This window comes from Bradyrhizobium zhanjiangense (assembly GCF_004114935.1).
Taxonomy (GTDB): Bacteria; Pseudomonadota; Alphaproteobacteria; order Rhizobiales; family Xanthobacteraceae; genus Bradyrhizobium; species Bradyrhizobium zhanjiangense.
Map to the genome: position 1 here is coordinate 7,192,115 of NZ_CP022221.1, position 25,843 is coordinate 7,217,957.

The 25,843-nt window shown below is 60.7% G+C and carries 29 protein-coding genes and 5 pseudogenes; 16 read left to right on the forward strand and 18 right to left on the reverse strand.

What is annotated here, in order from left to right; genetic code table 11:
• Positions 1 to 23: 23 nt before the first annotated feature.
• Positions 24 to 386, forward strand: a pseudogene (locus XH85_RS34525) (Y-family DNA polymerase); the annotation flags it as partial.
• Between the two features lie 459 nt (positions 387 to 845).
• A complete protein-coding gene (locus XH85_RS34530; RefSeq protein WP_128935452.1) occupies positions 846 to 1,031 on the forward strand; it encodes a hypothetical protein in 186 nt (61 codons plus the stop codon).
• Positions 1,032 to 1,166: 135 nt separating this feature from the next.
• Here XH85_RS34530 and XH85_RS34535 read toward each other — a convergent pair whose 3' ends face one another.
• Positions 1,167 to 1,646 carry a hypothetical protein gene (locus tag XH85_RS34535; RefSeq protein WP_164940874.1) on the reverse strand — a complete coding sequence of 160 codons (480 nt, stop codon included), beginning with the start codon at positions 1,644 to 1,646 and terminating at the stop codon, positions 1,167 to 1,169.
• Positions 1,647 to 2,091: 445 nt separating this feature from the next.
• Here XH85_RS34535 and XH85_RS34540 point away from each other — a divergent pair, with 445 nt between their 5' ends.
• Positions 2,092 to 3,276, forward strand: coding sequence for an acyltransferase family protein (locus XH85_RS34540; protein WP_128937530.1), 1,185 nt, complete (start codon positions 2,092 to 2,094; stop codon positions 3,274 to 3,276).
• Between the two features lie 394 nt (positions 3,277 to 3,670).
• Here the strand turns inward: XH85_RS34540 and XH85_RS34545 are convergent, their stop codons facing one another.
• Positions 3,671 to 4,972 carry a serine hydrolase domain-containing protein gene (locus XH85_RS34545; RefSeq protein ID WP_128935454.1) on the reverse strand — a complete coding sequence of 434 codons (1,302 nt, stop codon included), beginning with the start codon at positions 4,970 to 4,972 and terminating at the stop codon, positions 3,671 to 3,673.
• A 360-nt stretch (positions 4,973 to 5,332) separates the two neighbouring features.
• On the opposite strand from XH85_RS34545, the gene XH85_RS34550 reads away from it, so the two are divergent.
• Both XH85_RS34550 and XH85_RS34555 read left to right on the forward strand, forming a co-directional pair.
• Positions 5,333 to 7,084, forward strand: a complete 1,752-nt coding sequence (locus tag XH85_RS34550; RefSeq protein ID WP_245473832.1) for a glycoside hydrolase family 17 protein — start codon at positions 5,333 to 5,335, stop codon at positions 7,082 to 7,084.
• A gap of 883 nt (positions 7,085 to 7,967) precedes the next feature.
• A pseudogene (locus tag XH85_RS34555) lies at positions 7,968 to 8,264 on the forward strand (DinB/UmuC family translesion DNA polymerase); the annotation flags it as partial.
• A gap of 81 nt (positions 8,265 to 8,345) precedes the next feature.
• Here XH85_RS34555 and XH85_RS34560 read toward each other — a convergent pair.
• Both XH85_RS34560 and XH85_RS48155 read right to left on the reverse strand, forming a co-directional pair.
• Positions 8,346 to 8,812, reverse strand: a pseudogene (locus tag XH85_RS34560) (metallophosphoesterase family protein).
• Positions 8,813 to 8,838: 26 nt separating this feature from the next.
• A pseudogene (locus tag XH85_RS48155) lies at positions 8,839 to 8,925 on the reverse strand (non-homologous end joining protein Ku); the annotation flags it as partial.
• A gap of 175 nt (positions 8,926 to 9,100) precedes the next feature.
• On the opposite strand from XH85_RS48155, the gene XH85_RS34565 reads away from it, so the two are divergent.
• The 4 genes from XH85_RS34565 (at position 9,101) to XH85_RS34580 (ending at position 11,077) form a co-directional block, all read left to right on the forward strand.
• Complete coding sequence (locus XH85_RS34565) at positions 9,101 to 9,469, forward strand: hypothetical protein (RefSeq protein WP_420837856.1); 369 nt, start codon at positions 9,101 to 9,103, stop codon at positions 9,467 to 9,469.
• 34 nt (positions 9,470 to 9,503) lie between these two features.
• A complete protein-coding gene (locus tag XH85_RS47035; protein ID WP_128935456.1) occupies positions 9,504 to 9,950 on the forward strand; it encodes a hypothetical protein in 447 nt (148 codons plus the stop codon).
• Positions 9,947 to 10,675 carry an SOS response-associated peptidase gene (locus XH85_RS34575; RefSeq protein WP_276486205.1) on the forward strand — a complete coding sequence of 243 codons (729 nt, stop codon included), beginning with the start codon at positions 9,947 to 9,949 and terminating at the stop codon, positions 10,673 to 10,675. Before XH85_RS47035 ends, XH85_RS34575 begins: the two co-directional genes overlap by 4 nt.
• Before the next feature lie 138 nt (positions 10,676 to 10,813).
• A complete protein-coding gene (locus XH85_RS34580) occupies positions 10,814 to 11,077 on the forward strand; it encodes a hypothetical protein (protein WP_128935458.1) in 264 nt (87 codons plus the stop codon).
• Between the two features lie 9 nt (positions 11,078 to 11,086).
• On the opposite strand, the gene XH85_RS34585 is transcribed toward XH85_RS34580, so the two are convergent.
• From XH85_RS34585 to ku, 4 genes are all read right to left on the reverse strand, one after another.
• Positions 11,087 to 11,287 carry a DUF2905 domain-containing protein gene (locus tag XH85_RS34585; RefSeq protein ID WP_128935459.1) on the reverse strand — a complete coding sequence of 67 codons (201 nt, stop codon included), beginning with the start codon at positions 11,285 to 11,287 and terminating at the stop codon, positions 11,087 to 11,089.
• Between the two features lie 27 nt (positions 11,288 to 11,314).
• Positions 11,315 to 11,479, reverse strand: a complete 165-nt coding sequence (locus tag XH85_RS48160; RefSeq protein ID WP_245473706.1) for a copper chaperone — start codon at positions 11,477 to 11,479, stop codon at positions 11,315 to 11,317.
• Positions 11,480 to 11,539: 60 nt separating this feature from the next.
• Complete coding sequence (locus XH85_RS34595; protein WP_128935460.1) at positions 11,540 to 11,908, reverse strand: VOC family protein; 369 nt, start codon at positions 11,906 to 11,908, stop codon at positions 11,540 to 11,542.
• A 125-nt stretch (positions 11,909 to 12,033) separates the two neighbouring features.
• The gene (gene ku, locus XH85_RS34600; RefSeq protein WP_128935461.1) at positions 12,034 to 12,960 is read right to left on the reverse strand and encodes a non-homologous end joining protein Ku; all 927 of its coding nucleotides are present in this window, start codon (positions 12,958 to 12,960) and stop codon (positions 12,034 to 12,036) included.
• A 380-nt stretch (positions 12,961 to 13,340) separates the two neighbouring features.
• Here ku and XH85_RS34610 point away from each other — a divergent pair, with 380 nt between their 5' ends.
• Positions 13,341 to 13,589, forward strand: coding sequence for a hypothetical protein (locus XH85_RS34610; protein WP_128935462.1), 249 nt, complete (start codon positions 13,341 to 13,343; stop codon positions 13,587 to 13,589).
• Positions 13,590 to 13,599: 10 nt separating this feature from the next.
• Here XH85_RS34610 and XH85_RS45515 read toward each other — a convergent pair whose 3' ends face one another.
• Positions 13,600 to 13,767 carry a hypothetical protein gene (locus tag XH85_RS45515; protein WP_164940635.1) on the reverse strand — a complete coding sequence of 56 codons (168 nt, stop codon included), beginning with the start codon at positions 13,765 to 13,767 and terminating at the stop codon, positions 13,600 to 13,602.
• A gap of 446 nt (positions 13,768 to 14,213) precedes the next feature.
• Positions 14,214 to 14,381 (reverse strand): hypothetical protein, encoded by a 168-nt coding sequence (locus tag XH85_RS45520; protein ID WP_164940875.1) that lies wholly within the window; start codon positions 14,379 to 14,381, stop codon positions 14,214 to 14,216.
• 377 nt (positions 14,382 to 14,758) lie between these two features.
• On the opposite strand from XH85_RS45520, the gene XH85_RS34615 reads away from it, so the two are divergent.
• Positions 14,759 to 14,971, forward strand: coding sequence for a hypothetical protein (locus XH85_RS34615; protein ID WP_208758071.1), 213 nt, complete (start codon positions 14,759 to 14,761; stop codon positions 14,969 to 14,971).
• Between the two features lie 8 nt (positions 14,972 to 14,979).
• On the opposite strand, the pseudogene XH85_RS34620 reads toward XH85_RS34615, so the two are convergent.
• Positions 14,980 to 15,590, reverse strand: a pseudogene (locus XH85_RS34620) (cell envelope biogenesis protein TolA).
• Between the two features lie 114 nt (positions 15,591 to 15,704).
• On the opposite strand from XH85_RS34620, the gene XH85_RS34625 reads away from it, so the two are divergent.
• The gene (locus XH85_RS34625) at positions 15,705 to 16,070 is read left to right on the forward strand and encodes a response regulator transcription factor (RefSeq protein WP_128935463.1); all 366 of its coding nucleotides are present in this window, start codon (positions 15,705 to 15,707) and stop codon (positions 16,068 to 16,070) included.
• A gap of 95 nt (positions 16,071 to 16,165) precedes the next feature.
• On the opposite strand, the gene XH85_RS34630 is transcribed toward XH85_RS34625, so the two are convergent.
• Entirely contained in the window at positions 16,166 to 16,393 is a 228-nt protein-coding gene (locus XH85_RS34630; protein ID WP_128935464.1) for a hypothetical protein, read from the reverse strand.
• 427 nt (positions 16,394 to 16,820) lie between these two features.
• Positions 16,821 to 17,066: a hypothetical protein gene (locus XH85_RS34635; RefSeq protein WP_128935465.1), complete on the reverse strand. Its 246-nt coding sequence runs from the start codon at positions 17,064 to 17,066 to the stop codon at positions 16,821 to 16,823.
• A gap of 380 nt (positions 17,067 to 17,446) precedes the next feature.
• On the opposite strand from XH85_RS34635, the gene XH85_RS34640 reads away from it, so the two are divergent.
• Complete coding sequence (locus tag XH85_RS34640) at positions 17,447 to 17,680, forward strand: hypothetical protein (protein ID WP_128935466.1); 234 nt, start codon at positions 17,447 to 17,449, stop codon at positions 17,678 to 17,680.
• A gap of 218 nt (positions 17,681 to 17,898) precedes the next feature.
• On the opposite strand, the gene XH85_RS47500 is transcribed toward XH85_RS34640, so the two are convergent.
• The 3 genes from XH85_RS47500 to XH85_RS45980 form a co-directional block, all read right to left on the reverse strand.
• Positions 17,899 to 18,033: a hypothetical protein gene (locus tag XH85_RS47500; protein WP_276484903.1), complete on the reverse strand. Its 135-nt coding sequence runs from the start codon at positions 18,031 to 18,033 to the stop codon at positions 17,899 to 17,901.
• A 74-nt stretch (positions 18,034 to 18,107) separates the two neighbouring features.
• Complete coding sequence (locus XH85_RS34650; protein WP_128935467.1) at positions 18,108 to 18,470, reverse strand: PRC-barrel domain-containing protein; 363 nt, start codon at positions 18,468 to 18,470, stop codon at positions 18,108 to 18,110.
• A 128-nt stretch (positions 18,471 to 18,598) separates the two neighbouring features.
• Entirely contained in the window at positions 18,599 to 18,883 is a 285-nt protein-coding gene (locus tag XH85_RS45980; RefSeq protein WP_208758072.1) for a hypothetical protein, read from the reverse strand.
• A gap of 39 nt (positions 18,884 to 18,922) precedes the next feature.
• On the opposite strand from XH85_RS45980, the gene XH85_RS45985 reads away from it, so the two are divergent.
• The 3 genes from XH85_RS45985 (at position 18,923) to XH85_RS34665 (ending at position 24,016) form a co-directional block, all read left to right on the forward strand.
• Positions 18,923 to 19,072, forward strand: coding sequence for a hypothetical protein (locus XH85_RS45985; protein ID WP_208758073.1), 150 nt, complete (start codon positions 18,923 to 18,925; stop codon positions 19,070 to 19,072).
• Positions 19,073 to 19,303: 231 nt separating this feature from the next.
• Positions 19,304 to 22,441, forward strand: coding sequence for a GAF domain-containing protein (locus XH85_RS34660; protein ID WP_245473833.1), 3,138 nt, complete (start codon positions 19,304 to 19,306; stop codon positions 22,439 to 22,441).
• 264 nt (positions 22,442 to 22,705) lie between these two features.
• Positions 22,706 to 24,016 carry an adenylate/guanylate cyclase domain-containing protein gene (locus XH85_RS34665; RefSeq protein ID WP_128935468.1) on the forward strand — a complete coding sequence of 437 codons (1,311 nt, stop codon included), beginning with the start codon at positions 22,706 to 22,708 and terminating at the stop codon, positions 24,014 to 24,016.
• Between the two features lie 92 nt (positions 24,017 to 24,108).
• On the opposite strand, the gene XH85_RS34670 is transcribed toward XH85_RS34665, so the two are convergent.
• Both XH85_RS34670 and XH85_RS34675 read right to left on the reverse strand, forming a co-directional pair.
• Positions 24,109 to 24,336 (reverse strand): hypothetical protein, encoded by a 228-nt coding sequence (locus XH85_RS34670; protein ID WP_128935469.1) that lies wholly within the window; start codon positions 24,334 to 24,336, stop codon positions 24,109 to 24,111.
• 264 nt (positions 24,337 to 24,600) lie between these two features.
• On the reverse strand, positions 24,601 to 24,819 hold the full coding sequence (locus tag XH85_RS34675) for a hypothetical protein (RefSeq protein WP_245473834.1): 219 nt from the start codon (positions 24,817 to 24,819) through the stop codon (positions 24,601 to 24,603).
• Positions 24,820 to 25,843 lie beyond the last annotated feature (1,024 nt).

The following is a 25,843-nucleotide window of genomic DNA, read 5'->3' on the forward strand; positions in this document are numbered from 1 at the left end:
AACGCAAGATCATCCACGTCGACATGGACGCCTTCTATGCATCCGTCGAACAACGTGACAATCCGGATCTCCGCGCAAGCCGGTGGCGGTCGGTGGATCCCGCGAGCGGGCGTCGTGGCTGCCGCGAGCTACGAAGCCCGCAAATTCGGTGTCCGATCTGCCATGCCATCCGTGACAGCCAAGCGGCGGTGCCCTGACCTGATCTTCGTGAAACCCGTTTCGAGGTCTACAAGGCGGTCTCCCAGCGGATCCGCGAGATCTTCGCGGAGGACACCCCGATCATCGAATCGTTGTCGCTGGACGAAGCCTATCTGGACGTCACGGAAAATCTGCAGCGCATTCCGTTAGCTCGAGACGTCGCGTTGGCGATCCGTGCGAAGATCAAGGAGGTAATCCGCCGGCACCGCGGCAATGCGTTTGTCTTGGATCACGAAGCGATCCAGGCACCCTACGAACAAAAGACGATCGTCCTGAAGTGCTATTTGAAGGACGTTGAGGACGGGTACAAGCCGCCGAAACTGATTCGAATCGACGCGCTGACGTTTCGAGGGCAAGCCCTTCCTTATCTCGAAGCCGGCTGTAAGAGATGCGATCGCGGCCTTAAGCCATCGCTTTGGCGTCATCTCCTCGTACGGTCCCGGCGAAGCAGAAGAGATCGCCGTCGTCCGCTTGATCGCCATCGTCTTTACCGTGATCTCGGTCGCTAACGGGCACTTCCGAAACTATGCAACGCGGCATGACAATATCCGCGCCATGCTCAACACGCTCTTGAATAGCGTGGAGGAGATACAGCGCTATGCTCTCTTGATCGAATTCCTTCTCAGCATTGTAATCAAAACGGCCTCTTGAGCGGCAAGGTTGGCGAACATATCAAGCGCGCAAAAGCGGCGGCGGAAGGTAATCTCTGTCTCGAGGGCGAGCCCGAATGGCAGATTATGGCTAATCTCCTGCCAGAGGCGTTGAATCGCATCACGCGCGAGGAGATGGTTTATTTAGATGAACTACTGAGTTGGGCCTCTATCGTGACGTAAAGGCCTTGGCCTGGGTCTCGGATGGGCCTCAAGGTAAGCTGCCTCTCCCGCCTGACCTCGACGGCATCTCTCGGCTCGGCTCTTCTGAGGCCATCGCGCATCGCTCGGAAATTCGGTTGCCGGGTCTTCTAAGATCTAGTCAGGAAGCGTGTCGAACTGCTCTTTGGGCAGTCTCAACATCTGCTCGCGGATTTCTCTCGCGGTCTTGTCCAACTGCGGACTTAGATCGTGCTCGATAATCAGCTCACAATGGCGCGACACTTCCGTCAGCGTTTGAGTGTTGGGAACGTTCCGTCTCGCCAGCATAGCAGCCAGGAGGCCGCGCGGGCGCTTGCCGAATGATGTGTCTTCCACGAGATTGATGCCGGCATAGGACCGCTCCAGCCTCAGATCGGCGTGAGCGATATGGCTGTTTCGTATCTCCATGCACCACAGATGAAGGTCCTTCTGCGGCGCAAGCGCGCCCTTGAAAATATCCTGAGACAGGCGTGTTCGCATGTTCGAGTTGAAGCATTTTGCATTGGCAACGATACCAGCCTCAAAGTAGGCCCTCTTGTCAAAGTCCTGTGGGTTGGTCTTTGCACTTTCAAACGTAACTGTTCCACCAGCGCGCAAACGAGGATGTGCCGCGCTCAGATTCTGCTCGAAGTTCGGAAATAACTCACCGGCCGGCGGTTCTGTTCTTTCAGACAGTTCAGCTGCACGGGCGAATACGTAACTAGAGAACTCGAGATCCGTTTGATGAGTGCGTATGCCTCTTGCAAGTGATCATTTGTGGAGGATTGGCGCTTAGTCGCAGGTGCGCCGATCCCTTGGCGTTGGGCTTTGGCTTCAGCTTCCTCAGGCATTATCTCGCCGATGCGCACCCTGTGAATGAGGCGTAGTAGTCGTCAAACCGTGCGATGACCTCGCGCACGCAGTGACCGAACTTTCAGGCGGCCGTTGGGAGAGGCAAAAGAGCGCGCCCGATATCAATATGCTTCGTAATTATATGCGGCGGGATATATACTTATTGCTCTCGGCGGGAGACGTGAACTCACAAAACGAGGCGAGGTGCACGATGACATCGATCGCGCGGACGCCAGTGCCTGCGGATGCTCAGGCGCCCCAAGAAGCAAAGGTGCGCAACGCCGCGCTCGATCGCTGCCGCACCTTCCTCACGCTGGTGGTACTGCTGCATCACGCTGTCATTCCATATACCTATTTCGGGCATACCGATCCGAAGTCGTGGATCGGTTTTGACATCATCGTGCTCGCCACAGACAGCTTCTTCATGGCGATGTTCTTCTTTCTCTCGGGCCTGTTTGTGTGTCCTGGACTCGCTCGCAAGGGACCGCTCGACTATCTGCGCGATCGCCTGATCCGGCTCGGCTTGCCCTTCGTGATTGGTGCCTTCACGATCATCCCGTTGGCCTACTACGCGATTGAACTGCGTCAGCATCCAGACGTCGGCTTCGCCGACTTCTGGTGGAAAACCATCACCGAAGGACCTTGGCCGAGCGGTCCGATCTGGTTCCTCTGTGTGTTGGTTGCCTTCGACGTCATCGCAAGCCTGCTTTACAAGCTCTCGCCGACACTTCTCGACCCGATCAATCGCCTGTCGCTGCGCGGCCATGACCAGTCGGCGCGATTCTTCGCAGTCATGCTTGCCGTCACGACCGTGCTCTACATCCCGGGGCGAGTTCACTTTGGACCATACTCCTGGTTCGAGTTCGGTCCATTCTCGGTCCAGCACGGACGTGTACTGCTGTATGCGACCTACTTCTTTTTTGGCGCGGGCATCGGCGCCAGGTACCTGCACCGCGGATTGCTGGCTCCCGATGGCCAGCTCGGAAAGCACAGCCTGGCCTGGACGATTCCGGCGCTCGTTCCCTATTGCCTCATGTGGGTGCTGATCTACATCAAGCGCGAAATTCTGGGAAATCCGACCCCGCTGCCCCACTGGTATGAAGCCATCTATGGACTGTTCTTCGCGGCCTTCAGCGTGGCTATCATGTTTACGATCCTGGCCTATTTCCTGGGATTCAAGCAATCAGGCTGGAGCAGCCTCGATACCTTGCAGCCTGCCGCCTTCGGCATGTTTTTGGTGCACTACCCGATTGTGCTTTGGCTCGTATATTGGATGTTCGACTTCGACGTCCCGGCGATTGCCAAGGGCCTGACCGCATTCGTGCTCACTGTCTTCCTGAGCTGGGGCGCGACTGAAGCGTTGCGAAGGATTCCGGGCGCAGGCCACGTGCTCTAGGGTTGTATCAGATCAATTGCGTGGGGATGGATTCAAGTAGCCATGACGAAGAATATCGTAGCCGGACTTGTCCTGCTGGGTTTTATGATCATTGGCGTGCTCGCCTTCGCCCAGAAACATGATGTGTGTTTGCACGGACACCTGGTCAAGAACTTCAAACCCTGCGGATCAGTCAGCGATTCAATATAGGACCTCCGATAGTTGGCGAACGTAGCGACAGACAGGTTGCTTCCGGCCCGTAGCGGCGCTTTAGCGGCCAATTCAGCAGCCGGTGCCGGGACCGTCGTCGCTTGCCGTGACGCAAAAACGAAGCGCTAAGCGGTCAAGGCACTCACTTGTCGATGGAGCAGCCGTCCACTGCATCAAAAATGGCATCGATCTTGCTGGCTGCCCGTCAATCCTTGCGCAGGCCCTTTCCCATCGCTTCGTAGATCATCGTTTTCAAGTTCAGCTGGATCCGTCCGCCCTGTGTGGGCGACATCACCATGAAGACTCCAAGCATGTAGTCCACGGGGTCGACGAAATAGAAGCTGCCGCCGGCGCCGTCCCAACGGTATTCGCCGAGTGGCCAGCTCGTACCAGGAGGTGACGAGGTGCGGACGGCAAAGCCAAGACCGAAGCCACTAGTGGGTCCGGGAAAATAGAAGAGATCATGAATGATACCGGTCTCCGGCCCAATCTGATCCGACGTCATCAGCGCGACGGTCTCACGCTTGAGGTATCGCTTGCCATCCAGTTCACCTCCATTGAGCAGCATTTGTAGGAAGCGGGCGTAGTCCCTTGTCGTGGAGGCCAAGCCCGCTCCGCCGGACTCCCAGCGCCGCGGCAATGTAGGATCCCTGATTCCGGCGACCCGGGATCGATCAACAGGAAATCCCTTCGCAATCAGCGGAAATTTTGCGCTATCCAAAATGTAATACGCGGTATCGGACATGCCGAGCGGATCGAACAACCTCTGCTTTTCGAACTCGTACAGCGTTTGCGCCGAGACTACCTCGACGACCCGGCCGAGCACGTCGGTTGAATGACTGTAGTTCCAGTGTGTTCCGGGTTGATCGTCAAGCGGCAGCACTGCGATTCGGTCGGCAAAATCGGCGTTATCGAAATCCCCGGCGTACAATAGAGGATTTGCATAGAGTTTCTGCACCTGGGTACGACCGAGGAAGCCGTAGGTGATGCCCGACGTGTGCCGCAATAGGTCCCTGATCGTAATCGGGCGCTTCAACGGCTCGAGCTTGAGCGGATACTCTCCGGCCTCATCGGAAACATCGACACCGACTTTGGTCTTCGCAAAGGAATGAATGTATTTCGACACGGGATCATCGAGAGCGAGCTTGCCCTCGTCCACCAGCATCATCGCCGCAACCGACGTAACCGCCTTCGACATGGAATAGATCTGGAAAATTGCGTCGGGAGTCATCGGTAGCCCCGTGTCGGGGTCCCGCACGCCGAAACATTCGAAATGGACCGGCTTGCCGTGCTGTTGGATCAGCAGAATGGCTCCGGGAATCTTACCGGTCGCGATCTCATTGCGGATGGTGTCGTCAATTCGCTTCAGGGCCGCGGGTGAAAGAGTTCCTACAGCCGGCGTTCGGGCTTCGGCGCGTAGTTCAAACGCCCATCCGACGATCAAAGAAATCACCAACGTTGCCGCGGCAAGGCAGCGCAGTACGGTTTTTTCAGTTTGAAAGTGCATGGTCGCGCGGCTTGAGGGTCCACAGAATGTTCGGGCGGTCCGCAGGCGTCCGACGGGCCTCCGGAGCGACGGCTTGCCTCGACTTTCTCACGACCGGAATGCTCGTGCAAGGCGCGCGCGTCGTGGCGATCTTCGCTGCGGCCCGGGACTACGTCGCAAGCTGCCTCGAGGCAGGATGGACGCATGGTGCTTCCGGGCAGCTCACGATCGTGTCATTCTTGGCGAGGACTGGAGGCTGATCTGGATCAATGAGCTTGCAGCAATCTCGCGAAAATTGTGAGCCGATCCGGGAGCGCCGAACAAGCTCAATCTATTGATCCTCTTGCTTTCTCTGCAGTCGCAATCACAGGGGCGCTCTTGATGCGTGATGGGATGAGCCCGCCAGCGAGCGAGACAACACATGCTACGTGTGATCGCGCGATCCATCATCGACAAACAAGAAAGGTCATCGACGAGCCGAACTCGCGCGTTGACGGGGCCCAGCATACAACTTCTGCCGGCAGGACACTGGTTTCTCACCGCACACCGCTAACGCTTTTGCTGATATCCTTAGGCGCCATCGCCGCAGTCTGGTGGTGGCTGGGGATCCCGGTCGACCTGGTACGCGCACCGATCGATCCGAACGACAAAGTTCAGTGCATATCATACGCTCCCTTCCGCAACCATCAGACGTCGCTTTCGTCGGCGACGCGGGTATCGCGGGAACAGATTGCAGAAGATCTCGCCGAGCTTGCGAAGATATCCGACTGCATCCGTACCTATGCGAACGATCTTGGGCTTGATCAAATCCCCGAGCTTGCGGCCAAGGCGGGATTGAAGGTCATTCAGGGCATTTTTCTTGATAAGGATCGGCAGAAGAATTTGACGCAGATATCCACGGGGGTGCGTCTCGCCAAAAAACATCCGGGAACCATCATTGCGCTTGTGGTCGGCAGCGAGACCTTGTTGCGTCATGACATAACAGTTTCTGACCTCGCCGCTACGATCCGCTCGGTGAAGGCGCAGGTCTCTGTCCCCGTTACCTATGCTGATGTCTGGGAATTCTGGCTGAGCAATCGCGAACTTTACGACGTTGTCGATTTCGTTACGATTCATATCCTGCCATATTGGGAAAATGTTCCGGTCCCGGCGGAGCTTGCCGCCGCGCACGTTGACACGATCCGCCGGCAGATTGCATCGGCTTTTCCGGGTAAAGAAATTTTTATCGGAGAAATAGGTTGGCCAAGTGAGGGGCGGATGCGCGAGTCGGCGTTGCCGTCGCGCGTCAATCAGGCCCGCGTGGTCTCGGAGATCCTCGACCTCGCCCGACGCGAGAATTTCCGCGTCAACGTGTTCGAGGCCTATGATGAATCGTGGAAACGGGAAATCGAGGGCACGATCGGTGGGTACTGGGGCCTGTTCGATTCCGTGCAGCGCACGCTGAAATATCCTCCCGGGGTCCCCATCAGCAATTTTCCGCTGTGGAAACTGCAGATGTGCAGCGGAATGGCACTGTCAGTCCTGGTGTTCGGCGTGGCATGGCTGACTTTGCGGCGCAAGGGCAGGGAGCCCGGAGCGGCCCCATGGTTTGCAGTAGCAATATCGGCAACCACGGCCGGAATCCTGTTTGGGGTTGCCGCCCAAAAGATGTTCTATGAAAGTTACGGAGCAGGTGGCTGGCTTCTGTGGGGCTCGTTTCTGGCGGCGGCCGTTGCCTCGCCGGTGTTTGGCGCCAACGCCCTGATGTCGGGCCGCGTATCACCCAGTTTCCTGGAATTGCTGGGTCCCTCGGAGCACCGGACCCAATCGGTGCTCGCGACCGGGAGCGGGTTAGTCCGGATCGCAACCGCGGTGATCGGCACGGCCACAGCACTCGGCTTGGTTTTTGATCCGCGCTTTATTGATTTTCCTTTCGCGCCTCTCACGATGGCGACGGTGCCTTTTGCGGCTGTGACGCTGCTCGATCCGGCTAGGAAAGGTATCCGCCCTGTGGCGGAATCGATATTTGTCGGCGTGCTTATTGTGTCAGCGATCTACATAGGGTTCAACGAAGGGCCGGCCAACTGGCAGTCGCTATGGACCTGCGCTGCCTATGTACTGCTTGCGGTTACTCTCTGGCGGACGCGTGCCTGAGAACGACGAGACAGTCGGCAGGAAAGGCTTGTAAGCCTCGCGGTACTCATCCAACCCGGCCCGGCCCTGCGCCCAGTCAAAGTCGAAATCCCGGCGCGCGTTGGCGATGAAGCTGGCTTCATCTGGTATAGTGATCGCCTGGGCGCGAGGCTAGCGCCCTCCCCTGTTCTCCGGCAATTTGGTTTAGCCAAAACCACATGTTGTTATGCCCAGAGCCATAGAAGAAGTTGAAGTCGAGTTTGTGTGCCCCAAACCCTTCGCATTGGGGTTTCGAGAATCTGGATGGTGGTGCAGTCCCGACAATTAGCAATCGAACATTAGCAGGCATGGGCTCTGAATTGTAAGGATGCGTTTCCGTAGACATCTTACCCCTCCCCATTCAACAAGTCAGATGCACTCACGGAGGCCCTATTCATCGATAGCGATGGTGATGCTTGGCAGCCGTCGATAATTTGAAGGGAAATGTCCGATTATGAATCAGCACGAGTTCAACAAGACCCATCTCGAGCATTTTATGAGACTAAGCCCACCCGATAGAAGTGGAAACGCTATCGACGAAGAGGGCAGTCCGCTGCAAGCACTATAGCGTCGGCTAAGGACAGCACTTTGCGGATCGTGGCGACTGGGAGAACAACGACCGCCCGGTCGCCTAGCGTTCTGGACGACGGAACAGGTGGACAAGCCGAAGCCCTGCCGATTGCGAATCCCTGCTCCGTGCTAGTCGCCCGGAACGAGCGAAGGGGCGGAAGGATTCGTCCCGGCAGGAGTGATCTCTATGCTGATGACGAAGGAGAGATGACCGGCAATACGGACCCTGGGTGGCTGGGCCATTTTGGCGCTGAGCGACGCCGGCGCCATCCGCGAATGCGAGGAGCACGGTTGGATGGCCGCCGAACTCCGGCCACTGATCGACAAAGTCTGGCGCCACTGCGAGAGCACCGGCAACCGGGGACGGACCGTGACGCTCAAAGTCAAGTTCTTCGATTTCGAGATCATCACGCGGAGCCGGTCGGTCGCGACGGTCGTGTCGAGCCGGGACGACTTGGAGAGCTTGGCGATCGCCCTGCTGCAGACCGATATGCCCTTCCCGAAGTCGGTGCGCCTGCTGGGCGTGTCACTGTCCTCGTTGCAAGCGCTGGGGAACGACGATGTCGAACCTCAGCTCGATCTGCCCATCTGACGCTGCCCATGGATGCGGCTTATAGCTTGGCGGCCAAGATGGCGCCGAAAGCTTCGCCTGCCCGGACGTGCGCGGCGCGGCCTATCCGACTTCAAGATCGTGGATGATCGGTTTCAGTCCGACGGGCGTGACTTCGAGGCTCGCAAGCGTGATCGGCAGCTGGAAGCGCCGGCGCCCGGCACTGCCGGGATTCACGTAGAGCAAGCCGTCTACGGTGTTGATCTTCGGCACGTGGGAGTGGCCGGAAACAATGACATCGATATCCTCGGCTCCGGGATCGATCTGCAGGGTGTTGAGGTCGTGCAGAACGTAGAACAGCCGTCCCGCGAGCCGCACGAACTCGGTTTCGGCAAATTCGGTGGCCCACTCGCCCGTGTCCACGTTCCCTCTGATCGCCGTGACGGGGCAATTCTCCGCAGCGCGGTGACGATCTCGGGATCGCCGATGTCGCCGCCGTGAATGATGTGGTCGACTTGGGCCAGCAAGCGAAGAGCCTCCGGCCTAAGCAGGCCGTGCGTATCCGAGATGATGCCGATCGTGAAGGTCATCGCGGCGTCCGGTCGAACCACCCTATCGCGCGCTGGGCCGCAGCAGTCAGAGCCTGCGGACAGGTGACCGGGGAGAGCCTCAAAAAGCCTTTCCAGTTGGCGCGCGGGGCCATGGTACGCAGAACTCCGGTTTAGGCGGCTCGGATTCAAGGCGAACGACCGCGACCAGTTCCGACAGACGGCCAGGCGGACGGAAGCATTTTTCTGAGAAGCAGACTCGACCTTTTGTTCTTGTTATGTTCTATTCTGGCCATGACCAACCGACCCGCTAGTTGGCGCTTTCCGACCATGAAACAGATCCAGAAGCTGACCAATGCCCCTGCCGTCGGCAAAAAAACCCCTTCCACGCCGGCCGTCGGTCCAGCCGACGACTTGCCGGCTGCGTACTGGGCATCGCTCCTCGGGGACGCGCGCGGCGGTGCCGTTCGCGCCGAAAAGCCGATCCAGGCGCACAAGCTGTCTGAGATCAGCCGTCACGTGCTGCGCGTCACCTGCAGCCGCTGCGAGCGGATCGTGGAAATTCAGAAGGCAGACGCCACTCGCTTCTACGGGGCAGACGCAATCTGGCGAGAGGTCGGCCAGCGTCTATTGAACAACACCTGCACGGAGCGCACCGGCCTCCATGAGGAAGACGGTTGCTGGCCTTCGTTCGAGTAGCTGCGCCGGCGCCGTCTGACGCTAGGTTATACAGATGGCTCCTCGCTATCATCCAACGCCTCTCTCCGGAGGAGACCGCAAGGCTCTCGCGAAAGAGCTGTCGAAGTCGCGAGCGATGACGACGGTCTTGGCGCGAAGCTCCGAAGAGCGCCGGGCAGAAGGCGAGGCGCCGATCCGCGAGGCCGACAAGTTGCTCTGCGAGTCTTGGAACGAGAAGATCTGGGCCGACGGAGGCCCGATCGATCCGTCCCCCACGATCGACCAAGCCGTGAACAGTGGCTACTCATGCATCGAGATCGAATGCTCGCGCTGCAAGACTCGACGGGACGTCGACTTGGCGGCGCTGCGCCATCCGCCAACCACTGCCGTACACGACCTAGCAGGGCGGCTTCGCTGCAGCAAGTGTGCTAAGGCAGGACGCCGCCCGGCCGCTACCCTCCTGCAACTCACACCTCGCCCCCGCCAGGCTACGGAAACCTGAGATGTGCAACCTACAGCATGACCAAGAACGTCGACGCGATCCGCAGGCTGTTCGGCGCGCTGAACAGCCACGTCGGCAATCTGGCGTCGATGCCCGGCATCTTCCCGGACTATCCGGCACCGATCGTTCGGAACGCGGCCGACGAGCGCGAGGTCGTCATGGCGCGGTGGGGCATGCCGTCCTCATCCAGGGCGCTGATGGATGCAGCGAAGAAGCGGGCCGAGAAACTCGAAGCGAAGGGCAAGCCGGTAGACTTCAAGGAATTGCTTCGGATGGAGCCGGACAGCGGGACGACGAACATCCGGAACACCAGCAGCAGCCATTGGAGATGGCTAGGGCCGGACAATCGCTGCCTTGTGCCACTTAGGTCGTTCTCGGAGTACGACACGATCGGCGGCAAGAAGGTGCCGGTGTGGTTCGCACTCGATGAGTCTCGCCCCCTCGCTGCTTTCGCCGGCATCTGGACAAACTGGACCAGCGTGCGAAAGGCGAAGGAAGGCGAGATCACCGCCGACGTCTTCGGCTTCCTGACCTGCGAGCCCAACGCCGAGGTCCGCCGCGTCCATCCGAAGGCGATGCCGGTGATCCTGACGACGACGGAGGAGTACGACGCCTGGATGCGCGCCCCCTGGGACGAGGCAAAGGCGCTGCAGCGGCCGCTTCCGGACGGGGCGCTCAACATCGTCGCGTCGGGCGAGAAGGAAGACCCCGCGCTGGCAGCGTAGGTCCCGATCCATTGTGCAACAGCCTGTTGCACAACACGTGGAAAAGCACGAGACCTCGCGATTTCGAATCTCTGCCCTGTGCTAACCGCTGGAACGACGCTGGCGGCAGACGGATTTGGCCTGGCAGGAGCGAACGCGATGCTGATGACGAAGGAAAGGCGGCCCGCGATCCGGACGCTGCGCGGCTGGGCAATCTCCGTGCTGCAGGAGGCCGGCGCCATCCGCGAATGCGAGGAGCACGGCTGGATGCAGGATCGTGGCGACCCGCACGCCCGCGAGCGGGCCTTCGACATCGTCCGTCAGGATCCGCGGCTCGGCGCATCTTTGGAGGAAGCGACTGCGGAGATCGGCGATGTGCTGGACTCGATCGGCGATACCTGTCCGGAGTGCCCGCCCGATTGAGGACGCGCCCTATCGGTTCGCCAGCCACAGGATCACGCTTAGCACCACGGAGATGACGAGCGAGGTCGTCAGCGGAAGGTAGAAGGCAAAATTCGGCCGCTCGACATAAATATCGCCGGGTAGCCGGCCAAGCCCGAACTTGCCAAGGACAGGCCAAAGCAGCCCAGCGGCGACCAGCACAAGTCCGAAGATGATGAGCGTGCGCGACATCTCGCACCTCCATCGGCCCTGCGGCCCTTATAGTGACATCGCGAGACTTCGCTGCGTCAGCACTGCGAAGAACATCCCGGCACCTGCGGCGACGCAAGAAAAGCCGGCGGCACGCGCGATCCACCGTCCGAACGGGGCCAGCTTTTCCAGAAAAACAAGCAGCGCCAGCAACGCGATCCAAAGTACGTTCATAACCCGCCAACGAACAATAGCGCCATCATCACGTCATCGGTCCAGCGGACGGATTGCAGTTCACTGAGATACGGTCATGAGTTCGAGCACATGGCCATCAGGGTCGCGAAAATAGACGCCGCGGCCGCCGTTCCAGTCATTGAGCTTGCCGTCCTCGAGGCTCCACGGTGCGCTGCCATAGGCGAGCTTCGTCTCGCGAATGCGGCCGAGGATGGCATCGAACTCGGCATCGCTGACGTGGAAGGCGTAGTGGTGGCTCTCGAACTCCTCCTCGTCGTCGAAAAGGAGCGTGAGCGTGTCGTTGATGCGTACCGGCGCGAAATGGCCGTCTTTCGGATCGGGATGGAGGCCAAAAATGCGCGCAAAAAATTGCGCCGCTGCCTTCTTGTCGCGGGCAGGGACGATGGTGTGGTTGAGGGTGATGGTCATCGGAAGACCTCTCGCTAACGACTGTCGCAGACTTATCGGCTCGAGATCAGGACCAGCAATGCTCCGGTCAAACGCAGATTTCTGCCTAACCTCAGGGGTCGGCATCCTGCGCCTTCCAACACGCCCTAAGCCGACTTCCGCTGCGACCTGGCCGCCGGCTTCTTCGCCGCCGCTTCCTTCGCAGGCCTCTTACCGGCGATCGGCATCAGCATCTCCTTCTGGCCGGCCGCCGCCTTGCGCGGCTTCTTCGTCGGCTTGGCCGCCTTCGCCGGTGCGGCTTCCTGACCCACGCTCCGCCGCAGCGCCTCCATCAGGTCGACGACGTTTCTCGCAGCGGGCTTCTCCTTTGGCGTGATCGGCTTGCCGGCGCGCTTCTGGTTGATGAGGTCGATCAGCGCGGTCTCGTAGTGATCCTCGAACTTCTCCGGCTCGAACCGAGCCGCCTTCTGGTTCACGATGTGCTTGGCGAGGTCGAGCATGTCCTTGGTCACTTTGACCTCCTGGATCTCTTCGAAATACTCCTGCTCACTGCGCACCTCGTAGGGGTAGCGGATCAGCGTGCCGACGAGCCCTTTGTCGAGCGGCTCGAGCGCGATGATGTGCTCGCGGTTGGTCAGCACCACGCGGCCGTTCGCGACCTTGCCCATCTCGCGAATGGTCTCGCGGATCACGGCGAAAGCGTCGTGGCCGACCTTGCCGTCGGGACGCAGGTAGTAGGGGCGGATCAGATAGCGCGGGTCGATGTCGGACTTGTCGACGAACTCGTCGATCTCGATGGTGCGCGTGGATTCCAGCGCGACCTCCTCGAGCTCCTCCTTGGTCACCTCGATGAAGGTATCCTTCTCCAAGGCGTAGCCCTTGACGATGTCCTCGTTGGGCACCTCTTCGCCGGTGTCGGCGTCGACCTTGAGGTATCTGATGCGGTGACCGGTCGCCCGGTTGAGCTGGTTGAACGAGATCTTCTCGGACTCGGAGGTGGCCGGGTAGAGCGCCACCGGACAGGTGACTAGGGACAGACGCAGGAAGCCTTTCCAGTTGGCACGCGGGGCCATGTACGCAGAACTCCGTTGGAGCGGCCTGGATTCAAGACGAACGGCAGGCGGCAGTTCCGACAGGCGGCCTGCCATCCGCGGAGATTCATCCGACGTCGACCACTGCGCCATGGGGAATTGGGGGAGTCTCTTGACTCCTCTGAACGAAACAGGAACGTAATCGGATGAACGCTACTTCCGAGCAGACCGCATCGGCCCCTGACGATCTTGAGGCCGCCGCCGACCAGGCGATCGCGGCCTGCGGAGGCGACGCAAGGGAAGCGGTCAAGGCCCTGATCGTGGCCAACGACTTCCTGGAGATCCAGCTCGAAGAGCGAAGGTGTCGACCGGCTACGCCCGTGGACGGCTCCCAGGAGCGCGAGAACGCAAGGATGAGGCAGATGGCTGATGTGACCTACTATGTCCCTCTACCGTTCGTTTTCTCCGACGACGGCATGGCCGCCGGCGAGGCGACGGAGTGCCTGAGCGCCAATGCCGCGGTGATGCGGGCCGAGGCGCTGTCCAGAAAGCCCGGCCACGCGGGCGCCATTGCGTTTTCGCGGACCGGAGACCCGTCGAGCGGCGACTTCGGCGACGCCAAGGTCATCTGGAAGTTCGGCGAGGTGCCGAACGATCCCAGCGCGCTGTGACCGACGAGGATCACACGTCGCTCTGGCCGGCGCCATCTTCCGGCGCGAGCAAGCTCAGCGCGGTCTCGATCTGCGCGAGCAATCTTTCGATCTCCTCGCGCTCGTTCGGCCCGGGATCACTATCGAGCTGCGCCAGAAGCCGTTCCTTCCGCGCCAGCAACTTCGCGACGGTCGACATCGCACCTCACGTTCCCAGCAGCACCTCCCGAGGATTTGGTGGGCTGGCGCCGATCTCGCCAGCGCTGTCCCGGCAACGGACGGCCCACCGCGGCTTGCACGCGCCCTTAGGCATGGACGTTGGACGGGAGACGGGCGCTCTTTCGGGCGCTACTTCGCCGGCGGGCGCAACGGACTGTCCACCCACGTCCGGGCGGCGGGATCGTGCAGCGGATCATCGTCGCAGGCGGGACAGACGTATCGGTCGCCGCCGCGCGCCGTCCGGTCCGGGACGAGCTTCATCGCCCTCCCGCAGACCGGGCACAACTTCCACACCTGGTGCGATACCGACATCCAATTTCCCCGCCGCACCCAGCTTAGTTCCGCTCAAGAAAATTCGCCAGGCGCGCGAACCAACGCGGTTCGACGATGACCGAGCAGTTATCGCGGAAGGCGGCCCCGGCCGCATCAAGCGGTATGACCGGGGTCGATGTGCTTAGGCGTGTTCTTCTCGACTTTCGGCACCATGCGGGCAGGATTGGGAGCGCCAGGAACGCCGCGCGGGCCGAGCTGCTCGCGCGCAATGTCGTCCTCGGTTTTGTCAGGCGCTACGCCGTCGATCGGGCGCGGACGCATGGTCTCCTTCCCCGGGCGCATCGGCGGTCAATCGCCCGACGCACCGAGCGCCGCTCCAAACTTCTATGACCGGATGTGCTTCGAGGAGTTTCGCGGCCCGGCACCTTGCGTCGTCGGCGCCGCATTCCAGCTCATAACCGCATGGACGACGCCGCATAGATCGACTGCATAGGCCACATAACGCATGGCGGTGCACAAAAGCGCGATGTTCAGCACACCCGAACGACTCCGACGCCAGGCGGTTTGTTCCTGCGAATTCGGAATGTCGTCAGTCCGGCCGCTCCTCAAGCGACCGGCCCATGTTGCCCCTCGGCGCTCTGGATGCGTCCGACCACTTGACGCGAAGCGCGCTCCGCACTGAAATCCGATTTTCAGTGATGTTGCGGGGTGGCGTCGTGGAAGAGTTCTACAGGGGCTTCGCGCAGCGGGCGCGCGATCTTGCGGAGAAGGCGGATCCATTCACCAAGCGGCGGCTGCTCGATTTGGCCAAGCGGTACGATCTCAAGAGCACCGGCTCGAGCTACGGGCGGGCGCCGGCGCCACGAGCCACGCCGCCAAACGTGCTGTTCTCCGGCTCCGGCGAAGCCTAATACTGAGCCTACTCTCGGGCGCGGCGCAGAGCGTCTTTCAGTTTCTCCCTCTGCTTGTCCAGCGCCTCTCCTCGGTCTCGGTGCGTTCGTCCAACGCCGCGCGCTCGGCTTCGATCGCGGCCGTCCTTTCCTCATGCTCGCCCCTGGCCTTATCGAGGGCCGCCTGCACTTTGGCTGTCGCCTTCTCCCGCCGGTCGCGCTCCTTCGCTCGGGCCGCCTCCTCCTTGCGGCGCTCGGCGTCGCGCCGCCTCTGCTCCCTCTCGAACTCCAGCGCAGCCTTGCGGGCCTCCTTGTCGCTGATCTTTGGAGCAGCCCGCTTCTTCGTCTTCGGCCGCCTTCGCTCACCATTGCGTGCGCCCTCGCCGCGGCCGAGATCGGTCGGCAAGCCGAAATGCTCGGCGAAACGGCCATTCGATCCCGCAGGGCGCCTGAGCACGACGCCGGGCTTCGCCATCGTCGCGGCCACCACATCGGCGTCGTCGGTCTCCTTCGCGACGCCCTGGTGAAAGAGGTTGCTGTCGGCGCCCCAGGCCTCCAGCGCCGCCTTCATCGACGGTGCCGCGATCGCAAGATCGTAGAACCCGAGCGAGGTCTGGTAGGTCTTAAGTTTCCTCGGCATGAGACCCCTTGAAGGCCCTCCAGTCATGCTCTTCGGCCGCACCACCCGTCGGGAACGACCGCGCGCTTGGGCCGTTCGACGGGTGTAACGAATACTATCCCATATGAGCCGCCGGTGAGCGTACTTCTCGTCGAGGACGACCCTTTGATCCGCGAATTCGTCGTCGAAGCGCTGCGCGAGGCGGGCTATCATGTGATCCACGCGAGCACCGGTGAAGAGGCGCTGGCCTGGTGCAAGCGCCACGTCGCGGACGTGCTGGTGACAGACGTCAAGCTGCCCGGGCAAGTCGATGGGTGGCAGATCGCGGAGCGCTGCCGAGAGCAGGATCCGGACCTGCCGGTCATCTACGCGACGGGCTTCTCGCCCGCCACACCACGCCCCGTCCCCGGCAGCCGCATCGTGAAGAAGCCCTTCCATCCAGAGGAGATCGTCCGCACGATCAGGGAGCTCGGCGAGGAAAAAGGGACGCCGTCGGGTTAGCTGCTCTACTCGTGGCCGAGCCTTTCACGCGCTCGCCGTAACCTGCACCCGCCGTCGGATCCGTCGCTTCGGTGCACCACCACTTCCCGCGGAAATCATCCTTTCGGCAGGCCCAATTCCTCCACGGCCAGACCGCAGATCTCAGCTGGGTCCTTGAGGCCAGTTTGACCGATCTCGATGATCTTCTTGGCGATCAGTTCGGTGAGAGGGTCGTTCCGATCCTGTACGCCAATCCTGCGCAGCGCCTGTTCGTAGGCTTTCGAAAGCCGCGAGATCTCTTCAGGCCCAAGAGGCGAGTTTTGAAGTATTCGGTAGATGGCCATTGTTGTCCCCAGCAGGGGCGCAGCGTAGCACCGATCCGCTGAGGGAGCATTGCATCTTAGCAGCCAATTTTAGCTTTCGCAGACTACCCCCTGCTTGCGTCCTGGGAGCGTGGAGGCTGCGGGCGGCGAAGAAACCCATGGGCGCAGGGGGCGCGAGGCTGGCCGATATACGGTAGGCGCGGCCCGCAGCGCCTGATGATCCAGGCGGCGGCCGGTGGTCGCGTTTCGAAGGTCCGGATACAAAATGGCCACAGACTGACAGCCTGCGGCCCACCGGCAAAAATATGAGCACGTGAAATACGCCAGCCCCGGTGCTGCGGGATAGATAGCCCGTCGACGGCGCGTTTTGGATTCCGTGAGTCTACGGACAGGGCGGCCTCAAGAACGAGGTGCGAGACCGCAATCACATCGGACCGGGTTCCCGCGATCAACCTTGCTTCAGCGCGTCCTTGACCTCGCGCACCGGCCAGCTTTCGCCGGCCGGTATGACGCGGACCTTCACGCCGCCGCCGACCGGCGCGTGCGAGGCCACGTCATCGTCCGCCGCGGCGACCGTCAGATCAGTCTCGGGCTTCCAGGCGAGCGTGAGATCCAGATCGCCTGGAAACACCTGCCATTGCGATCCGTCTTCGAGTTCGACGATGTGGCTTTCGGAATGGGACCGGATCTTCATCAGGCCGCATCCAGACTCCGCGGCGGGTCGTGCTGCACGAATGGGCGCCGCAGCCGGCCCGCCTCGTCACCGTGGCAGCTTGGACACCTGAACCGGACAACCGACTGCGCGGATGACGTCCGTTGCAGGTTCGCGGCCATGGGCCAGGCGCCACAGCGCGGGCATTTTTCCAAAAGGGTATCGGTTTCGATCATCGCGACGGCTCCTTCAAGGCGAGCCCCTGTGCTTGCGAACGGCCTGGACTTGCGCAGGTTCCCGCTCGGAGGCGGTCTCGAGGCGGTCCTCGTCGATCCGGGCGGATACATGCGTGAACCAACAATCGCTCTTGCCGTTGTGCCGCATCGGGACCGCTCTCGACAGTGTGCACCGAGACGATAACCATGAGGACCGACCCGCACCAGCATCTCGATGCAGCCGGCGCCTGGGACCGGACCTACCTCGAGTCGCTGATACGCGAGGATTACGAGCGATGCCATCCCGACGACACCCTGGACGATCTCAAGCGGCGCGCGTCCTTTTCGAAGGAGGACAGAGGCCTGCTGCGGGATTGGCTGGCGGTAGCGGCGGCTCGCGCCGCGGCCGCATGCACGGCCAAGGCATCGCCGCCACGCTGACGATCCGATGATCCGCGCCGTAGGAATGCAGCCTGCCAACGATCCGGTTCAACCGGGGCCGGACCCGCTATCGACTAGCTGCGAGACGGCGGCTGCCAATTGCGACGGCGCAAAGGTCTTCTCGATCAGGAGGCTGCCGTCGACACCTGCGATTTCCAGTCCGGAGCACTGGCGCTCGTCATGTAGACCACCGGAAAGTCGGGCGTGATCTCCCTGATCTACCGCTCCAGCTCCCATCCGCTGATGCCATAACCCAGCCAGGCCTGGAAACCGCCGTCCGACAAGGCGTCTTCGATGAAGCTGCAGATCAGAGCTTCATCCTCCACCATCAGGACACGAACAACATCACTCAATTTCAAGCCTCTCGGCGATCGACGCGGGCGTCTCGCGTGAGGACGGGTGCGTTGGCCCCGAGCGTCGTGCCGCCTCAAGCCACCGGCACACCGTAGTAGGCGTTTACCGAGCGTGTTGTCGCCGGGTCGCTCCAATTCCAACTGCTCTCGTCGGCGTATTTGGGAGCGCCGCGGAGCTGGTCCTGGGTGATTCCAGTGACGTATCCGCCGAGGTTGGTGTCGTATTTCAGCGCTTGCCAGGGCAGCGGATAGTGATCGTCGCCGATGCCGAGCAGGCCGCCGAAGCTGAGCACTGCGTATGACACCTTGCCGCTGATCTTATCGATCATGACGCGCTCGATGTAGCCGACCTTTTCGCCATCGGCCCCGTACACGTTCGTGCCCTCGACCTTGTCGCTTCCGATGAGACTGAAGGTCTCGCGATCTTCCATGGCCATGTTGACCTCCCGGATGTTGTGTTCTGGAGTCAACCTGACGACTACGGCTCCGTTCCCCGGACGCCTCGGCGTCGTTCTCGCCGTCGTCCGTGATCGGCCGGGCCGCATGAGACGACCCGACGACTGCCCTACAAAGCGCCCAGGCTTGAGGTCCTGCGCGGTGCGGATTGCGGACGGGCCCGGCCCTCGTCGCGGAGCCTCGCCAAAACGCTGCAGCGGGCGGCAAGCACCCGCTCGGTGCTGCCTGGCGGCTCGTTGTTAAGCCTTCGACTTCGTTGGGTGGCGACGGTGCGTCTCGCCACGAATCCCAGCGTCGAGCGCTGAACGATGATGCTGAAGAAGACGACGGCGTAGGTCGCAGCGAGGATCAGGGACTTCGCCGGGTTGGCCGGCAAAGACAGCGCGAGCGTCACCGAGATGCCGCCACGCGCGCCCGCCCAGGAAACGGCGCGTTGGTCCAGGATAGCAGCGCGTCCAGCAACGGGATCGGCTGCACGCTGACCGAGACGAACCTCGCGAAGGGGACGATCGGCACCGCCGCCGGCAAGCAGGAGCGTTCGCGGATCGAAACGCAAGATCCGCGTTTCGAGACCGATCAGTAGGAACAGGACCGAATTGAGGAATCTCGTCGATCACCGTCCAAAGGACGAACACGTGGGTCCGCTCGCTCATGGCAAGTGGAGGTGAGGGGCCGAGGTGTAGGTGCCGGTCACCAGCGCTACGGAGATCAGCAACTCGACGAAGTGGCGTATTCTTTGCTGCACTGCGATGAGGGCTTCCGGCACGTTGGCCTGAACGGTTAGGATACCTTCGACTGGGCACCGAGGAAAACAATGAAGCGGGGCTTAAGCACATGCTGCAAACCAGGTAAATCGCCGCGCAACAAGGCGCCGACTTCCAAAGCGATGCCCGTTGCTCGTGCGGCAATGACCTCCCAGGAAAGACGCTTAAGGCTCGAGCGCGACGAGGCGCTCGAGCGGGAGAAAGCCACAGCCGAAGTGCTGCGGGTCATCAATTCATCGGCCGGCGATTTGGAGCCGGTATTCAACGCAATGGTCGAAAATGCGCTCCGGCTTTGTCACGCCGAGTTCGGAAATCTATTTCTTTACGATGGCGAGAATTTTGCCACGGCTGCGCTGCACGGCGCGCCACCGGCCTATGCTGAGGCGCGACGTCGTGGCGGCGTGGTCCGTCACCCCCATCCGGATGTTCCCTTAAACCGCGTCATTCGCACGAAAGAGGTTCTTCACATTGCGGACGTCAGAAACGAGCAAAGCTACATCGATCGCGACCCAAGATTCTCCGAGCTTGTCGACATCGCTGGAGCGCGTACCCTTCTCCTTGTACCAATGCTCAAGGATGACACACTGGTCGGTGCCTTCGCGATCTATCGCCGTGAGGTCCGGCCTTTTGCAAGCAAGCAGATCGAATTGGTCCGGAATTTCTCGGCCCAAGCTGTCATTGCGATCGAGAACGCAAGGCTACTGAAGGAATTACGCCAGCGCACGAATGACCTTAGCGAAGCGCTGCAATATCAGACAGGCAGCGCCAACATACTCCGTGTCATCGCCTCCTCCCCCACTGATGTCGGGCCAGTTCTCAGCGCGATCGTTGAGAGTGCCTGCGAGCTCTGTGAAGCCTATGATGCCGTGCTCGTCTTGAAGGACGGCGGCGAACTGCGGCTGGGCGCCCATCACGGCCCGATTTCGATGAGTCACCTGCGCTGGTCCAACGACCGATCCTCGATCTCGGGTCGCGCTATGGCCGATCGGCGTCCAGTACATGTGCAGGACGTTCTTTCTGACGAAGGAGCCGACTTCGCGAATGCGCGCGAAATGTCGCGTGCTGATGGCTGCCACACACTCCTTGGCGCGCCCCTCCTGCGCGATGGCGAAGCCATTGGTGCGATCGTGCTTCGTCGGGTGGAGGTCCATCCGTTCAGCGAGAAGCAGGTTTCCTTGCTGCAAACCTTCGCCGATCAGGCGGTGATCGCCATCGGCAACGTCCGCCTGTTCGAGGAAGTGCAGGCGCGGACGCACGAGTTGACCGAGTCGCTGGAGCAGCAGACCGCGACATCGGAGGTGCTAAGCGTCATCAGCCGATCGGCCGGTGATCTCGCGCCCGTCTTTGACGCGATGCTCAGCAAGGCGATGCAGCTCTGCGGCGCCCATTTCGGCGTGCTCAACACCTACGATGGCGGGCAATTCCACACCGAGGCCAGTTACGGCTTGCCCGCCGCATACGATGAGTTCCGGCGCAAGCAACCCCTCAACTACGGTCCGGCCACTGCGCCCGCGCGCCTGTTGAAGGGTGAAGCGTTCGTCGAAATCGCCGACCTGCTCGAGTCGGACGCTTATCGAAGCGGCGAGTCCAACCGTCGGGCGCTGGTCGACCTCGGCGGCGCACGCTGCTTACTAGCGGTGCCGCTAGTTAAGGACGAGCGAGTGGTCGGCAACATTATGATCTTTCGGCAGGAGAACCGGCCTTTCTCCAAAAAGCAAATCGCGCTGCTGCAGCAATTTGCTGCGCAGGCTGTCATCGCCATCGAGAACACTCGATTGCTCAGGGAATTGCGCGAGCGCACCGAGGATCTGAGTGAGTCCCTGCAACAGCAGACGGCGACCGCCGATGTGCTCAAGGTGATCAGTCGCTCGGCCTTCGACTTGCAGGCCGTGCTCAATACCTTGGTTGAATCAGCGGCACGACTATGCGAAGCCGATATGGGGGCCATCACTCGCAAGATCGGCAATGTTTACTTCCGGGCCGGTTCGTACGGCTTTCCAAGGGAATTCGCTGAATATGTAAGAGATCTCCCGGTGCAGCCCGACAAGCGCACCATCACGGGCCGGACTCTGCTCGGCGACAAGGTGGTCCATGTTACCGATGTGCTGGAAGATCCCGACTACTTCTTTGAAGGCCAGGAATTGAGCGGCAACCCGCGCAGCTTTCTCGGCGTGCCCTTGCTGCGTGAAGGCACTCCGGTCGGCGCGATTGTCCTCGCACGTCGCGAAGTCCGGCCGTTCAGCGAAAAGCACATCGAACTGGTTGCGAGCTTCGCCGACCAGGCCGTCATCGCGATCGAGAACGTACGCCTCTTTGACGAAGTGCAGTCCCGCACCCAAGAACTTGCCGCCTCACTCGAGGACCTCCGCACCGCGCAGGACCGGCTGATCCAGACCGAAAAGCTCGCCTCCCTCGGCCAGCTCACCGCCGGCATCGCACACGAGATCAAGAACCCCCTCAACTTCGTCAACAACTTCGCCGCACTGTCGTCCGAGCTAACAGACGAGCTCAAGGATATTCTGAAGTCCGCCAGTCTCACTGATAATATCCGCGGCGAAGTCGATGAGTTGACACGCCTCTTGAAAGACAATCTGCAAAAGGTCGTCCAGCACGGCAAACGCGCCGATTCCATCGTCAAGAACATGCTGCTGCATTCGCGCGAAGGCAGCGGTGAGCACCGGCCGACCGACGTGAACACCCTGGTTGAAGAGAGCCTCAACCTCGCCTATCACGGCTGCCGCGCCGAGAAGCCGCAATTCAATGTTACGCTCAAACGCGAGCTCGATCCCGAGGCCGGCATCGTCGAGGCATTCCCACAAGAGATCACGCGCGTCCTCCTAAATTTGATCGCCAACGGATTTTACGCGTTGAGCAGGCGAAAGGTAGAGACAGGAGACCAGGCCTTTGAGCCGGTTCTCACTGCTACCACTAGAAATCTCGGGAAGACGGTCGAAATCCGAATCTGGGACAACGGTACCGGCATCCCACCCGAGGTCCGAGAAAAGATCTTCAATCCTTTCTTCACCACTAAACCGACCGGGGAAGGAACAGGACTCGGCCTCTCGATGGCTCATGACATCATTGTAAAGCAGCACGGCGGCAGGATTGACGTTCAGACCAAGCTGGGCGAATTCACCGAGTTCATCATTACCCTACCGCGCGACAATGCTAGGCAGAGGTCGGAATGAGCGCTTGTGGCCCTAAGGCGTAGTCCCGGGAAGCAGCCATGTTGTCGGCTCATCAATTTGGATCGGAAGCAGGCAGCGCGGTGCTCAAGCTGCGCTGGTGACCCAAAGCCGGCCTTCGAAAGGCTCCGGCTGGTGGGCCGCGGACTCTTAGCGAACATGGGCAGCCTCAGGCCATCGCCATACGGTCGATGAGTTTGTTCCAATCAATTGCACTGCTTGGCCGTTAGCCGTAGGCTACGCAGCGGGCTAAACCGGCGGAAAGCCATGGTTGTCGAGACGCGCTATGTGACCAGCGGCGAGGTCTTCGTCGCCTACCAAATATCCGGACAGGACGGTCCGGATTTGCTCATGACGCCGGGCTTTGTATCGCATCTCGAGCAGGCGTGGGAGAATCCCACTGTCGCGCGCTTCCTTAACGAGGTCGGCTCGTTCTCCCGACTGATCCGGTTCGACAAACGCGGCACCGGTCTCAGCGATCGTGGCGTCGGTGTCCCGCATCTCGATGAAAGGATCGACGATATCCGCGCCGTGCTCGACGCCTCCGGTTCCAAGAGGGCCTACTTATTCGGTGTCTCGGAGGGCGGGCCGATGTCGATCCTGTTCGCAGCGACCTATCCTGAACGAGTCGCCGGCCTCATCCTGTTCGGCACGTATGCGCGCACGGTGGGCGCCTCCGTCCCATTTGACGATTTTGCAGCCTTGGAGCGCGACATCCGGTCCAACTGGGGTACCGGCAACAGTCTGCCCAGTTTCTCGCCGTCGACAGCCGCAATTCCAGGGGCCATGGAGCGCTTTGCCAAGTTCGAGCGCTTGGCGGCCAGTCCCTCCGACGTCATCAACCTGATGCGCATGAACCGCGAAATCGACGTAACGGCCGTCCTGCCGTCGATCCGTGTTCCTACGCTCGTCATGCATCGGCGCGACGACGTACGCATTCGAGCACTCGCCGGCCGCGAGCTTTCAGAGCGGATTTCTCAAGCGCGCTATATTGAGCTACCGGGTAGCGATCACCTCCCATGGTCAGGAGATCAGGATCGGCTTGTCGAGGAGATCAGACGATTCATGGGTGTCTCCCCCGCTGCCGTCGATGTTGATCGCGTGCTCTCGACCGTGCTGTTCACCGATATCGTCGAGTCGACAAAGAAGGCCTCGCTGGTGGGCGACAGGCAGTGGCGTTCAACTCTGGAAGCGCATCATGCGGTGGTGCGTTCGGAGCTGAAGCGGCATCGCGGACGCGAGATCAAATCGACAGGCGATGGATTCCTGGCGCTGTTCGATGGTCCTGCGCGCGCTGTCCGCTGCGCCCAGGGGATCGTCAGCGCGGTGCGGCCGCTCGATCTCGAAGTACGGGCCGGCGTGCATACTGGTGAGGTCGAAATGATGGGCGACGATGTGGGCGGCATTGCTGTGCACATCGCAGCACGGGTAGCTCAGCATGCGAAAGCGAGCGAAGTTCTGGCCTCGAGCACGGTGAAAGACCTGGTCGCAGGTGCTGGCCTCAAGTTCGTCGATCAGGGACCAGCCGAGCTTAAGGGTCTTTCCGAGCCCGTGCGCCTGTTTGCAGCCGTCACCTGAATTAATTCAACGAACTTAAGTTCGACAATCCCCGAACACCAAGCGGCATGACGCTTCGAACCGCGTAGAGGCGCGCAGCAGCGCGCTAATACTCACTCCCATTTTAGCTGATCTGTGCGAGCAGTCGCGTGTTGGTTACGAGAACCGCTCGTTTCCGCTGGGAACAATGGACGGCGTTCGTCGAGCTCGCGCAATTTCTGCATCCGCCTTTTGAGACTCGAGGGCAGTTCGGTTTCCTCTCTCAGCAGTCCGCGCAGTCGCTCACCAATCTCGCGGGCGATTGCCCGGCTGTGTGTCTGGTCAATGTTGATGTTGCGCATCTCTCGGTCCCGCGAGCCTGGTCAAACGGTCAGTTGGGCTTCCAGCTCTGCCCACGAACCTGAACTCCTTTTGAAGAGAGGCGGAGACCGTTGCCTTTGGCTATCTGCGCGGGCGCTTGTTTCTAGACAGCGGGTCCTTGCGTCAACGACCTTTGGCTATCCCGCAACGTGCGCTGTTTGTTGGAACAGCGGGCGACGGTCTCAGATGTTAATGGCGTAACCGGATGATCGTTCCCGGTGAGCCCGCACACAAGTTGCCAATTCTCAGGCGGCCTTGGCCGATCCGCCCGGATATGCATTGACTTCAATCTCGACCAGGTCCTTTGATCGCTTTCGAACATGGTAGAATGTAAGTTCATGATCGAGCATTGGGCAGTGGAAACTAACGAGAGCTGTATCCGGCAATCGGCAGAGTTCATCGATGAGATCGCCCACAGTAATGATCGGGGGATCGGCGGTTGCATTGCGGATAGCCTCACTCATGGCGTTACTCCCTTGCGCTAACCTGCCCTACTCGTCCCAGACCAGCTTTGTGCAAGCCCCGCACTCGAAGACGCGAACGGTGTTGCCGTGCACGGTATGAAGGAGGGTTTGGAGGAGCCGGAGCGGACCGTCGCAATCGGGACACCGCCGATCGCCCGCTGGATTGACTTCCGTGGAGGAAAAACCGACTACCATGGCCGCTCCTTTGCGTGCCTTCCCTTCACAAAGTTAACGAGGTTCGATTTGGTTCCGTCTGCGCACACGTTCTGCTTCGAGTCATCGAAGAGAGTGCAATGCCGCAACCCGCAGGATTCGTTCTCGTGGCCCAACAGCTTGTGCGTCGCCCGACAGATGAAATGAATCTTGCCGCTGGCCGGGCATTTCACCATCACGAACGAGTCCCCGGCCGCGTTTCGGTCGTCATCAACCCAGTGCTGCACGAATTCATGCGTTGAAGGGCAGCGGGAATATCATCCCAGTCATTGCGACAGCATCAATCGCCCGCTCGCGGCGATGATGACACAGATCAATGTCGGGGTGCTATTCCTCGGGTGGCTTCAGGGGACTTTCGATCCACCCGCGAACGATCGCAGATTTCATCGGATCGCTTTCGTCGCAAGTGGCGCAGCGATACTCCACCTCCTCCGACACGGACGGCGCAGCTTTCATGGCCTGTCGCACATCGGACAGCCTTCTGTCTCAAAGATAGGCGGCATTGCTCCCGCAGCAATGTCAGCCTAGTCTGAGCCCAATCTGGTCAAAGTCTTTAGTGGGCACTCAGTTCTTTTACGGGTAGGAGAGATGCTACCTGTCCAAAGGCGTGGTCTTCGACTCGAAAAATGCGACCGCCGGTCAAGCTGCCACAACTCGACATCCTATCCGTCCAGCAACTGCTGAGCCTGCCGTTTTGCGCCTTCGTCATCGAAGCAGGTCAGATTGATGGCCGATGAAATGCGCCCCTGCTCCCTAGCGCGTTAGAACGACGTTGCAGTTCCTCTAACAACACCTCTGATTACGCGCGACA

Coding starts and splice junctions, on each gene's coding strand:
- XH85_RS34540 (WP_128937530.1), top strand. CDS start 2,092: ATGACATCGATCGCGCGGACGCCAGTGCCTGCGGATGCTCAGGCGCCC.
- XH85_RS34545 (WP_128935454.1), bottom strand. CDS start 4,972: ATGCACTTTCAAACTGAAAAAACCGTACTGCGCTGCCTTGCCGCGGCA.
- XH85_RS34550 (WP_245473832.1), top strand. CDS start 5,333: ATGCGTGATGGGATGAGCCCGCCAGCGAGCGAGACAACACATGCTACG.
- XH85_RS34565 (WP_420837856.1), top strand. CDS start 9,101: ATGAAACAGATCCAGAAGCTGACCAATGCCCCTGCCGTCGGCAAAAAA.
- XH85_RS47035 (WP_128935456.1), top strand. CDS start 9,504: ATGGCTCCTCGCTATCATCCAACGCCTCTCTCCGGAGGAGACCGCAAG.
- XH85_RS34580 (WP_128935458.1), top strand. CDS start 10,814: ATGCTGATGACGAAGGAAAGGCGGCCCGCGATCCGGACGCTGCGCGGC.
- XH85_RS34585 (WP_128935459.1), bottom strand. CDS start 11,287: ATGTCGCGCACGCTCATCATCTTCGGACTTGTGCTGGTCGCCGCTGGG.
- XH85_RS48160 (WP_245473706.1), bottom strand. CDS start 11,479: ATGAACGTACTTTGGATCGCGTTGCTGGCGCTGCTTGTTTTTCTGGAA.
- XH85_RS34595 (WP_128935460.1), bottom strand. CDS start 11,908: ATGACCATCACCCTCAACCACACCATCGTCCCTGCCCGCGACAAGAAG.
- ku (WP_128935461.1), bottom strand. CDS start 12,960: ATGGCCCCGCGTGCCAACTGGAAAGGCTTCCTGCGTCTGTCCCTAGTC.
- XH85_RS34610 (WP_128935462.1), top strand. CDS start 13,341: ATGGCTGATGTGACCTACTATGTCCCTCTACCGTTCGTTTTCTCCGAC.
- XH85_RS45515 (WP_164940635.1), bottom strand. CDS start 13,767: ATGTCGACCGTCGCGAAGTTGCTGGCGCGGAAGGAACGGCTTCTGGCG.
- XH85_RS45520 (WP_164940875.1), bottom strand. CDS start 14,381: ATGCGTCCGCGCCCGATCGACGGCGTAGCGCCTGACAAAACCGAGGAC.
- XH85_RS34615 (WP_208758071.1), top strand. CDS start 14,759: ATGTTGCGGGGTGGCGTCGTGGAAGAGTTCTACAGGGGCTTCGCGCAG.
- XH85_RS34630 (WP_128935464.1), bottom strand. CDS start 16,393: ATGGCCATCTACCGAATACTTCAAAACTCGCCTCTTGGGCCTGAAGAG.
- XH85_RS34635 (WP_128935465.1), bottom strand. CDS start 17,066: ATGAAGATCCGGTCCCATTCCGAAAGCCACATCGTCGAACTCGAAGAC.
- XH85_RS34640 (WP_128935466.1), top strand. CDS start 17,447: ATGAGGACCGACCCGCACCAGCATCTCGATGCAGCCGGCGCCTGGGAC.
- XH85_RS34650 (WP_128935467.1), bottom strand. CDS start 18,470: ATGGCCATGGAAGATCGCGAGACCTTCAGTCTCATCGGAAGCGACAAG.
- XH85_RS34660 (WP_245473833.1), top strand. CDS start 19,304: ATGAAGCGGGGCTTAAGCACATGCTGCAAACCAGGTAAATCGCCGCGC.
- XH85_RS34665 (WP_128935468.1), top strand. CDS start 22,706: ATGGTTGTCGAGACGCGCTATGTGACCAGCGGCGAGGTCTTCGTCGCC.
- XH85_RS34670 (WP_128935469.1), bottom strand. CDS start 24,336: ATGCGCAACATCAACATTGACCAGACACACAGCCGGGCAATCGCCCGC.
- XH85_RS34675 (WP_245473834.1), bottom strand. CDS start 24,819: ATGAGTGAGGCTATCCGCAATGCAACCGCCGATCCCCCGATCATTACT.